At 50.3% G+C, this 10,146-nt stretch carries 6 protein-coding genes, 14 tRNA genes and 1 pseudogene; 2 read left to right on the plus strand and 19 right to left on the minus strand.

Translation table 11 applies throughout. The annotated features are described in order from the left end of the window. Positions 1-3: 3 nt before the first annotated feature. The 3 genes and pseudogenes from aroD to AWJ19_RS04610 form a co-directional block, all read right to left on the minus strand. Positions 4-767 (minus strand): annotated as a pseudogene (gene aroD, locus AWJ19_RS04600) (type I 3-dehydroquinate dehydratase). A gap of 40 nt (positions 768-807) precedes the next feature. Next, a complete protein-coding gene (gene rbsK / locus AWJ19_RS04605; protein WP_241781603.1) occupies positions 808-1,740 on the minus strand; it encodes a ribokinase in 933 nt (310 codons plus the stop codon). A gap of 166 nt (positions 1,741-1,906) precedes the next feature. After that, positions 1,907-2,833: a copper amine oxidase N-terminal domain-containing protein gene (locus tag AWJ19_RS04610; protein WP_068721898.1), complete on the minus strand. Its 927-nt coding sequence runs from the start codon at positions 2,831-2,833 to the stop codon at positions 1,907-1,909. Positions 2,834-3,191: 358 nt separating this feature from the next. Here AWJ19_RS04610 and glgP point away from each other — a divergent pair, with 358 nt between their 5' ends. Both glgP and katA read left to right on the plus strand, forming a co-directional pair. Continuing rightward, entirely contained in the window at positions 3,192-4,808 is a 1,617-nt protein-coding gene (gene glgP / locus AWJ19_RS04615) for an alpha-glucan family phosphorylase (RefSeq protein WP_068721899.1), read from the plus strand. A 565-nt stretch (positions 4,809-5,373) separates the two neighbouring features. Next, entirely contained in the window at positions 5,374-6,843 is a 1,470-nt protein-coding gene (gene katA / locus AWJ19_RS04620; protein ID WP_068721900.1) for a catalase KatA, read from the plus strand. Between the two features lie 80 nt (positions 6,844-6,923). Here the strand turns inward: katA and AWJ19_RS04625 are convergent, their stop codons facing one another. From AWJ19_RS04625 to AWJ19_RS04700, 16 genes are all read right to left on the minus strand, one after another. Beyond that, on the minus strand, positions 6,924-7,874 hold the full coding sequence (locus AWJ19_RS04625; protein ID WP_068721901.1) for a WYL domain-containing protein: 951 nt from the start codon (positions 7,872-7,874) through the stop codon (positions 6,924-6,926). A 188-nt stretch (positions 7,875-8,062) separates the two neighbouring features. Beyond that, positions 8,063-8,560, minus strand: a complete 498-nt coding sequence (locus AWJ19_RS04630; protein WP_241781602.1) for a spore coat protein — start codon at positions 8,558-8,560, stop codon at positions 8,063-8,065. Between the two features lie 124 nt (positions 8,561-8,684). Then, positions 8,685-8,755, minus strand: a tRNA-Gly gene (locus AWJ19_RS04635). Positions 8,756-8,766: 11 nt separating this feature from the next. Next, positions 8,767-8,840 (minus strand) — tRNA-Pro (locus tag AWJ19_RS04640). Between the two features lie 33 nt (positions 8,841-8,873). After that, positions 8,874-8,950, minus strand: a tRNA-Arg gene (locus tag AWJ19_RS04645). A 10-nt stretch (positions 8,951-8,960) separates the two neighbouring features. Then, a tRNA-Gly gene (locus AWJ19_RS04650) sits at positions 8,961-9,035 on the minus strand. 7 nt (positions 9,036-9,042) lie between these two features. Continuing rightward, positions 9,043-9,126 (minus strand) — tRNA-Leu (locus AWJ19_RS04655). 15 nt (positions 9,127-9,141) lie between these two features. Continuing rightward, positions 9,142-9,217 (minus strand) — tRNA-Lys (locus AWJ19_RS04660). Between the two features lie 18 nt (positions 9,218-9,235). Further along, positions 9,236-9,310: transfer RNA gene (locus tag AWJ19_RS04665), tRNA-Gln, on the minus strand. Between the two features lie 95 nt (positions 9,311-9,405). Continuing rightward, a tRNA-Asp gene (locus AWJ19_RS04670) sits at positions 9,406-9,483 on the minus strand. A gap of 8 nt (positions 9,484-9,491) precedes the next feature. Beyond that, positions 9,492-9,565 (minus strand) — tRNA-Met (locus AWJ19_RS04675). 17 nt (positions 9,566-9,582) lie between these two features. Then, positions 9,583-9,658, minus strand: a tRNA-Val gene (locus AWJ19_RS04680). A gap of 6 nt (positions 9,659-9,664) precedes the next feature. Next, positions 9,665-9,736 (minus strand) — tRNA-Glu (locus AWJ19_RS04685). Between the two features lie 56 nt (positions 9,737-9,792). Then, positions 9,793-9,882 (minus strand) — tRNA-Ser (locus tag AWJ19_RS04690). 3 nt (positions 9,883-9,885) lie between these two features. Beyond that, positions 9,886-9,961, minus strand: a tRNA-Asn gene (locus AWJ19_RS04695). Positions 9,962-9,964: 3 nt separating this feature from the next. Further along, positions 9,965-10,041, minus strand: a tRNA-Ile gene (locus tag AWJ19_RS04700). Positions 10,042-10,146: the final 105 nt, after the last annotated feature.

The following is a 10,146-nucleotide window of genomic DNA, read 5'->3' on the forward strand; positions in this document are numbered from 1 at the left end:
GGATCATAGACTGCGGTGCAGCAGCTCCAGCACACTGCGCAGCTCGGTTACCGCCACCTGGCCCGGAGCCGAGGGCTTGTGCGCTGCACCAAAGGTCAGCGCCGAGCCGAAGATTTCTCCGGCCAGACGGCTTATTACCCCTTCCCCGGCCATGGACATTGTAATAATCGGACGGTCCGCATATTGCTCCTGCATCCTATTGGTTGCCGCCAGCAGCGTCAGCACATCCCCCGGGCTGCCCGGCATAACGGCAATCTTCGGCAGATCGCCACCCAGCTCCTGTGCCCTGCACAGCCGGGATACAATCTCCTCTTCGGACGGCGTTCCCTGAAAATCATGATTGGACAGGATTACGAATACTCCGCTAACGTGCGCAGCTGCAATTAAATCACGAACGATATTCTCCTCGTTGAACAGTTCCACATCGATAATATCGACCAGGCCACTCTCGGCGGCAGCCTTATTGAGCTGAATATAATAGTCCGTGGAAATCTCCTTCTCCCCGCCCTCTTTGGCGCTGCGGAATGTGAAGATCAGCGGAAGGTCCGGCAGAATGGCCTGAATCCGCTCCAGTGCTTCTATAACCGCCGCGATATCTTCCACTTCAGCAAAAAATCGCTCCGCCACTCCACTACATCCGGTGCGAGAGCCTTCAGCGCACCGGCCTCTTTTTCCAGCTCAGCCAATGTCCCGCTTACCAGCGGTACACAGATTTTAGGCATTCCCTCGCCTAGCGTTACCTTTTTAACCGTTACAGTGCCGCTCACCATGCTCAGCTCCTTATATATCTGAATATGCTTATTATTTTTAGGGTCTAGCCGACTCCTTGAGGAACTGTTCGACCTCCGCCAGCTGCGGCAGTGATGGAATTGCCCCTTGCTTGCCTACCGTCAGAGCCCCGACCGCATTGGCGAAACGGACAGCCTCAGGAAGCGTCTTTCCGGAAGTCAGCTGACATGCCAGCGCTCCGTTAAAAGAATCACCGGCAGCTACCGTGTCGACTGCTTGCACAGGAAACCCCGGAATATGCTGGCTTCCGGCATTATTCACAATCAGTGCCCCTTTGGAGCCGAGCGTAACGATAATATTCTGTACACCTTTTTGCAGCAGAAGCCGTGCGGCCTGCTCGGCATCCGCGATGCTGTTCACGGCCATTCCTGCCAGGATGCCGGCCTCCGTTTCGTTGGGGGTCAGATAAGCCACATGCTGTAACAATTCATCGGTAAGCACGCGGGCCGGAGCCGGGTTCAGAATCACCGGAATACCATGGCTATGAGCCATAGACGCAGCCTGTTCACACATGGAGAGGTCTGTTTCCAGCTGCATTACCACAATTTCCGCCTGGCGGATTACCGGTTCCAGCGCTGCGATATCCTCCCGTCCCATTTCGAGATTCGCCCCGGGCACCACGATAATCCGGTTCTCTCCTTCTCCGTCCACCACGATGGAAGCCACACCTGTAGCCTGTGTCTCACTCTGCCCGATATATCCGGTATGGACCCCCTCCTGCCGCATCACCTCAAGCATCTCACGGCCGAATCCATCCTTGCCCACTCTGCCGATCATCGTCACTTCTGCGCCAAGACGGGCTGCGGCTGCCGCCTGATTCGCCCCTTTTCCCCCAGGAGATAAGGCAAATGCCTGTCCAAACAAGGTCTCTCCGGCCTCAGGAGCCCGGCTTGTGCGCACCACCATATCCATATTCAGGCTGCCGATTATTACGATTCCCAATTTTTTCACCATCCTTAATAGTTACTTTCTATCTTACTCGGATTTCCCCGGTTTAATCAAACCAAGACTTGCTCTATTTATTCCCTATACAACAAAAGACACGACAGGATCTGCCGTGCCTTAATGAATTACAATATATATTATATTCCCGTTGGCCTGCCTCTAACGCAAAATACTACTCTTCATAGATGACTACAGATTGGGATACCGGCTCCCATTTAACGGTAGCTTTCAAGGCTTCACTGACAAAGCGGGCAGGCACCACGGTAGTGCCTTTAACGATTGCAGGCGTTACCTGGAGAATGACCTCCTGGCCGTTGACATACGCAGTCTTCTTATCGATAAACAGCTTCACGGTAGTGCCTTCCCGGGTCATGCTGACAGAACGCTCCTTCGCATTCCAGATCACCTCGGCCTGCAGGGCCTCCGCAATAGCTTTGAACGGTACTAATGTATTTCCTGCTTTGAGAACCGGTGCAACTTCTGTGGCGGATTCTTCGCCGTTAACATACAGTTTGATCCCTTTTTGACCGGTTTGTGCATAGAGCTCGCCAAGCTTTTTGTACGAGTTGAGATTCTTGACATTGGCCAGAATAGCTTCCTTCTGTACATACACAGCATCCGTTACACTTCCCTGCTGGTTCAGCATTTCCGCCAATGCCGTCAACGCAGCATCCTTATCCTGAATGGCTTCCAGCTCAGCTTTCTTTTGCGGTGTCAGCTCCGTATTATATTTAGTTAACAGGAGTCCCGCAATAACAGCCCCTGCCGGCTTGTCCTTCACGTTTTCGATCGCATTTAGAAGCCCCTTATATCCATTGTGCCCCTTGTTTCCATATGTATCATAAGTAACAGAAGTAACGCTTTCCTTACCCTTTTCATTGCCTTTCTCATTGCCTTTGTCATTGCCCTTCTCTTTGTCCTTGTCTTTCGCTTTGTCGGCTGCCGGGGTCGCTGCAGGTGCAACTGCTTCTTTATTGCTGTTACCGTTGCCGTTGCCGTTACCCTTTCCGTTACCGTTTTCAGATTTTGCCAGTGCTGCTCCCGACATCATGCTTACTGCCAAAACACAGCTTGCCAGAATACTTAGGATTTTTTTCATGTGCTCAGTTCCCCCTATGTTGTGATATGCTTCCTCCTTTATTTCGGTCGCCGTCCTCCGCCTGATAAGCAAAAATGAATATTTGGGAAGTTCTGCTCAGTCCTGAAACCGCCATACTCCTTGGGCACTAGCCAAAGATACCTACTCCGTGCAGATTTTAAGCTTGCTTCATTTGTGTACTTTTCCAGGCAGAATTGTTTTTCAAACTTCGCTATGCTTTTTTTCAGCAAATGTGCTAGAATAAGTGTGCAATCGCTTCCAGGTAAGTTTTTGCCGTTTTGAGCAAACGTTTGCACCTTAGATGTAGCCTGCAGCAGCACCTGATTTTAATCCAATTCGTATTTAGGAGGCTTATCAAGTGAACCAGAACAAATTACCGTCTGTCGCTTATTTCAGCATGGAGTATGGCCTGCATTCCGACTTCAAAATGTACGCCGGCGGCCTGGGCATACTTGCTGGAGATTACATCAAGGGTGCAAAGGACATCGGTGCCCCTATCATCCCGATCGGGCTGAAATGGAAGCAGGGCTATACCGACCAGAAGATTGATGCGAACGGCAATCCCTATGACTCCTACCACAATTATGTTTATGATTTTCTTGAAGATACAGGCGTTAAGGTCACCGTAAAAGTTAGAAAAGTGGATGTAGTCTGCAAAGTATGGAAAACAGACAAGTTCGGCAATAACCCTCTCTATCTGCTTGATACGGACATTCCGGAGAACGGTGACGCCTGGATTACCGGCCAGCTGTACGGCTGGTTCGGCGAGGAACGGATAGCCCAGGAGATCGTACTCGGGATCGGCGGCGTAAAGGCGATGCGTGCACTGGAAATTCCAATCGACGTCTATCATTTTAATGAAGGCCATGCGGCCCTGGCTGCCGTTGAGCTGATCCGCGAGAAAATGTCCGGAGGCAGCACCTTTGAGGAAGCCTGGAAGGCTACGCGCGAAGAAGTGGTCTTTACTACCCATACTCCGATAAAAGAGGGCAACGAAACGCATCCGCTGGACCGTCTCGAGTACATGGGCGCTTTTAACGGCCTGACCCGTGCGCAGATGGAGCGGATCGGCGGCGAGCCATTTAACATGACGGTGGCCGGCCTGCGCCTGTCCCGGATTTCGAACGGTGTGGCTCAGCTGCATGCGGATACAGCGGGCAAAATGTGGAAGGAAGTGGCCGGCAGATCAGAAATCATCGGCATCACCAATGCAATCCATACCCCTACCTGGGTGGACGAACGGATCACACGCACTTACGAGGAAGGCGGCGACCTGTGGGCAACCCATAAGGAGATCAAGAACGAGCTGATCGGCTTCATTGAAGAGCGTTCCGGCATTGCCCTGAATCCTGATAACCTGCTGATTGGCTTCTCCCGCCGTGCTGCTCCATACAAGCGCAGTGACCTGATCTTTTCCCAGCCCGATATCATTGAGCCTTACCTGAAGGACGGCAAAATCCAGATCGTCTTCTCCGGCAAAGCCCATCCGCTGGATGACAACGGCAAAAAAATCGTCAGCAACCTAGTCGCCATGATGAAAAAGTATCCGAAGAGCGTAGTTTTCCTGGAAAACTACGATATGACCATCGGCGCACAGTTGACCCGCGGCTCCGACATCTGGCTCAACAACCCGCGCCGTCCGCTGGAAGCCAGCGGCACCTCCGGTATGAAGGCTGCGATGAACGGCGTGCTCAACTGCTCCATCCTCGACGGCTGGTGGCCGGAAGCCTGCATCGACGGTGAGAACGGCTGGCAGATTGGTGAAGGCTTCGAGACCACGGACTTTGCCGTGCTCGACAAGCATGACAGTGACGCGCTGTACGATACCCTGCTGAACCGTGTACTGCCAACCTTCTACGAAAACCGTGATAAATGGGTGGAAATGATGCGCAAGAGTATCGAAACCACCCGCACCAAGTTCGCAACCAAACGGATGCTGGATGAATATTACAGCAGAATGTACATCAAGGAGTAGCCTGTCCGGCTTCTTCTACACTCCACGGTATTGGAACAACATTAGGCCTCTGTCTGCTTCTGCAGATAGAGGCTTTTGCATTTTCATTTGCTGCATGCACTACTCCCTCCACCAGTAAATTGGCTCTACTTAGCTTGTAAATCTCCCCTTGGCGCTACCCACCAACAGCAGCTAGTCGGCCTAACTGTATTTTGTACAAATAAAACCAGCCAAAAATAGTATTTGCACGATATAAGTGTACTTCGTGCAGCTATAATGAGCGTATTTACGTAAACTTGCCTTTTCCCGCCTTTTTAATTGCACGAAATACAGCTATTCGGCTTTTTCAAAGAAAAACAGGCATTTTAGATGTACAAAGTGCAGTTAAAGTAAAATCCTCCCTCTCTCATGGCCACTTTTTGATCCAATACAATAACTATCAGCCGTAACAACTTATAACCGTTCTATTTTCCGCATATTGTTAATTATAATAATTATAAAAAAGGATTGATTTCTTTAAATTTTTTGTTAATATAGAACTTATACTAATTCTAAATTCAAATCCTATACCGAGGTGATTGTATTCATGAGTCAGAGCAACAATAAACTAACCACAAGCTGGGGGGCCCCCGTCGGAGACAACCAGAATTCAATGACAGCAGGCTCACGAGGACCTACTTTGCTGCAGGACGTTCATCTGCTGGAGAAGCTGGCCCATTTTAACAGAGAGCGTGTTCCTGAACGGGTCGTTCATGCCAAGGGTGCAGGTGCTCATGGATATTTTGAGGTTACACAGGATTTGTCCCAATATACCAAGGCGGCCTTTTTGTCTGAAGTAGGCAAGCGTACGCCTATGTTCATCCGCTTCTCGACTGTAGCCGGTGAGCTCGGCTCTGCTGATACGGTCCGTGATCCGCGCGGTTTTGCCGTTAAATTTTATACAGAGGAAGGCAATTATGATCTTGTCGGCAACAATACGCCGGTCTTCTTCATCCGCGATGCCATTAAGTTCCCGGACTTCATTCATACTCAGAAGCGCCATCCGCAGACTCACCTGAAAAATCCGAATGCGGTGTGGGATTTCTGGTCTCTATCGCCTGAATCACTGCATCAGGTTACTATCCTGATGTCCGACCGCGGCATACCGGCGACGCTCCGTCATATGCACGGGTTCGGAAGCCATACGTTTAAGTGGGTTAATGCTGAGGGTAAGGCTGTGTGGGTGAAATATCATTTTAAAACAGAGCAGGGCGTCAAAAATCTGGATGTCAAACTGGCGGCACAGCTCGCGGGTGAGAATCCGGATTACCATACTGAGGACCTGTTCAATGCGATTGACAAAGGGGATTTCCCGGCATGGAGACTGTGTGTGCAGATTATGCCGGAGGAGGATGCCGATACGTACCGGTTCGATCCTTTTGACGTAACCAAGGTCTGGTCACAGAAGGATTATCCGCTGATTGAGGTTGGCCGGATGGTGCTGGACCGTAACCCGGAGAACTATTTTGCGGAGGTTGAGCAGGCTACCTTCTCCCCGGGTTCGTTCGTGCCCGGCATTGAAGCCTCCCCTGACAAAATGCTGCAGGGCCGCCTGTTCGCTTACGCCGATGCCCACCGCTACCGGGTAGGGGCCAACCATAATCAGCTGCCGATTAACCGTCCTGTGGCTGAGGTGAACAATAACCAACGCGATGGTGCAATGAACTCAACCCGCAACGGCGGCGGTTCCGTCTACTATGAGCCTAACAGCTTTGGCGGAGCCAAGGAATCTCCACAGGATAAGCCGGCGCCGTTCCAGGTTTCCGGCCAGGCTGACAGTGTCGCTTACGATCATAATGACCACTACACCCAAGCCGGTGATCTCTACCGTCTGCTGAGTGAGGAGGAGCGTGCCCGCCTTGTGGAGAACATTGTTGGCGCCATGACACCGGTAGAATTCGACGAGATCAAAATCCGTCAGATCGGACACTTCTACAAGGCTGATCCAGAATTCGGGCAGCGTGTTGCTGCCGGACTCGGATTGCCTTCTCCGACCGATGCCGCCCAGGCTGAGTAATCCTTTTTTCATAAAATAATACGTTATGCTGTGGCACAACTCCCGTACTCTATTTGATTCGGGCGGTTGTGCTTTTTTTTCTACTGATACATCTTGATCCACCGCTCCAGCTTCAGCTTCATTTCCAGTCTGGCCGACGCCGGCTCCAGAATCTCCGCCTCCGGACCATACTGCAGAATCCATTTCATGAATTCCTTGGCGTTATTAACGGTCACCTCAAACAGCAGACTGCCGTCCTTCTGATCGCTCATCCGCGGATGCACGAACAGTTCCTCCTCTCTGATATAACGTGCCACCTCAGGGGAGAAGCGTACCTTAAATCTGATATTTCTGCTGCCGCGGTCGATGGACCATGTATTTTTGAGATAGAGCTTAATATTGAACTCGCTTTTGTCAAAGGTGGCACCCGTAGCCTCAACCTGCTGAAACCGGCTAATGCGGAAGGTGCGGATATCCTGCTTGAGATGACAGTAACCGATCAGATAAAAGCGCTGATCCCGCGGAATCAGATAATAAGGATCGATCTCACGTTCAGTTGTCGTATTACGCGCCTGTGAATGATAAACCGTCCGGATGCTCTGCTGCTCCAGAATAGCTCCTATAATCGGCTGGAGAAAATTACGGCTTTCTTTACGGTACGCGGGCGTCCCCATCTGGATGATATCTGCAATATTTTCAAGCACTCCGTTTAGTTTAGATTTTTCCTTGAGATGTGTTCCCATAACCTTGTCATAGGCGGTATGAAAGCCCGGAGGGATTTTGTCTTCATGCAGCACCGAAGGCAGGAGTGAAAAAGCCAAGGCTTCCTGTTCGGAGAAATCAAGCGGATATTGAAAAAACGTTCCCAGGAACCTGTAACCTGTGCCCCTGCCTTCATTCGCAACCGGTGCAAAATGGCTGATGACATCCAGATCCCTGTAGATCGTCCTGATGTTCACATCGCATCTAAAAGCTAAGTCTGCTGCTGTAATACCGGGGTTAGACTGAATGGCGTTGATGATTTTAAAAATCCTTATTACTTTGTCTGTCATTGCTGTGCTCCTTGATTACCTGTAATAGTGAGGATAATTGATAATTCTGTAACTATACCATAACAGGCTTAGGCCCCTTTCAGCTGTCAAATAACATACTCCCAAACGAAAAAAAACACACCTGCAGATTACAGGCGTGTGTTGGTAAGCTATTAAAAAAGCATGAGCTGCGGATAATCCGCTCTTTATTACAAGGATAATGCCTTGTTCGCTGTGTTGACGTCATTCTGCAGGAGCTTCGGCAGATCATAGGACGGATACAATCCGCGCTCCAGCATAAAGTTGAAGACCTTGGCATGAAGACCAATAGCTGCATTAAGCTGCTTCTGAAGTGTGTCACGTAGCTGTGGAGTAGCAGTCTCTGTTATGCCGATAGCATAGCTCCGTACAGCAGTCTTAGCAAAGCCTAATAGCTGGCCTGCATAAAAAGCAGTAAGATCTATACCGTTAGTGTCTTTTCGTATACCCGTAGGAGCAAGCGGGTAATATTGCAACAGCTCCCGTAAATTCTGTTCAATACCTTGAATCGCTTCAACATACAAAGCATTCAGTTGCGGGTCTTTAACATCCTGGACGACCATTTTGAAGTGAATAAGCTGATTGCTCTGATAAGCCGTCAGCTCATGAAGCTCTAACGTTTCGTGCCACGCCAGATGCTGATGGCTTTGATTAGCGTAAGTATTCAATTGAAGGTTACCTCCTAAGTGATTATGCATTAGCCTATTCACTTAGGGCCCTTGTGGTGTATGTAGTTAGCCTTTAACGAATCTGAAAACAAAAAAACCCCGTTGCAACGGGGTTTTACTTATAAGCGGGTGATGGGAATCGAACCCACGCTATTAGCTTGGAAGGCTAAAGTTCTACCATTGAACTACACCCGCAAAATATAGAATCGGGATGACACGATTTGAACATGCGACCCCCTGGTCCCAAACCAGGTGCTCTACCAAGCTGAGCTACATCCCGTAATACAGTGGTTCGTCTTGCTTAAAAAATAAATGGCGCGCCCTAAGAGATTCGAACTCCTGACCTTTTGATTCGTAGTCAAACGCTCTATCCAGCTGAGCTAAGGGCGCACAATCTATATGGAGCGGACGACGGGAATCGAACCCGCGACCCTCGCCTTGGCAAGGCGATGCTCTACCGCTGAGCCACGTCCGCATAAACATGGTGCGCGTGAAGGGACTTGAACCCCCACGTCGTGAAACGCCAGATCCTAAGTCTGGTGCGTCTGCCATTCCGCCACACGCGCACACCTTGTAAGGAATGGTGAGCCATGAAGGACTCGAACCTTCGACACCCTGATTAAAAGTCAGGTGCTCTACCAACTGAGCTAATGGCTCTCAAACATTAAAGTTAAATGGCTGGGGATATAGGATTTGAACCTATGCATGACGGAGTCAAAGTCCGTTGCCTTACCGCTTGGCTAATCCCCAACAATAATAATTAGCAAATGCTACGGAATCGGATGGGTACTCTATACTTCGAGATATAGGATGCTCAATTCCTGCTATCTTCATACCATCTAAGATGGCGGAACCGACGGGATTCGAACCCGCGATCTCCTGCGTGACAGGCAGGCATGTTAGGCCAACTACACCACGGTTCCATAATTAATTGCGGGGGCAGGATTTGAACCTGCGGCCTTCGGGTTATGAGCCCGACGAGCTACCGGGCTGCTCCACCCCGCGTCAGTAAAAAGTATATATGGTGGAGGCTGAGGGGATCGAACCCCCGACCCTCTGCTTGTAAGGCAGATGCTCTCCCAGCTGAGCTAAGCCTCCATCTTATGACCCGTAGGGGATTCGAACCCCTGTTACCTCCGTGAAAGGGAGGTGTCTTAACCCCTTGACCAACGGGCCATGCTGTAAATCCAATGAACCTTTACGGTTGTCCTCCTAATAAGGAGGTAACGCTACGGAGAGAGAGGGATTCGAACCCTCGAGACGCTTGTGGCGCCTACACGATTTCCAATCGTGCTCCTTCGGCCAAACTCGGACACCTCTCCAGATGGCTCCCCGAACAGGACTCGAACCTGTGACAACTCGATTAACAGTCGAGTGCTCTACCAACTGAGCTATCAGGGAAAATGGTGGGCCTTAGTGGACTCGAACCACTGACCTCACCCTTATCAGAGGTGCGCTCTAACCAACTGAGCTAAAGGCCCGATATACACCTATTGAACTAATAAGGGCAAAAAAAATTACACAAAATGTGTAGTTTGTCCGCTTGGCGGCGTCCTACTCTCCCGGGACCCTTCGGTCCAAGTACC

The sequence above is a fragment of the Paenibacillus sp. DMB5 genome, from assembly GCF_001517085.1.
Classification (GTDB): domain Bacteria; phylum Bacillota; class Bacilli; order Paenibacillales; family Paenibacillaceae; genus Paenibacillus_AQ.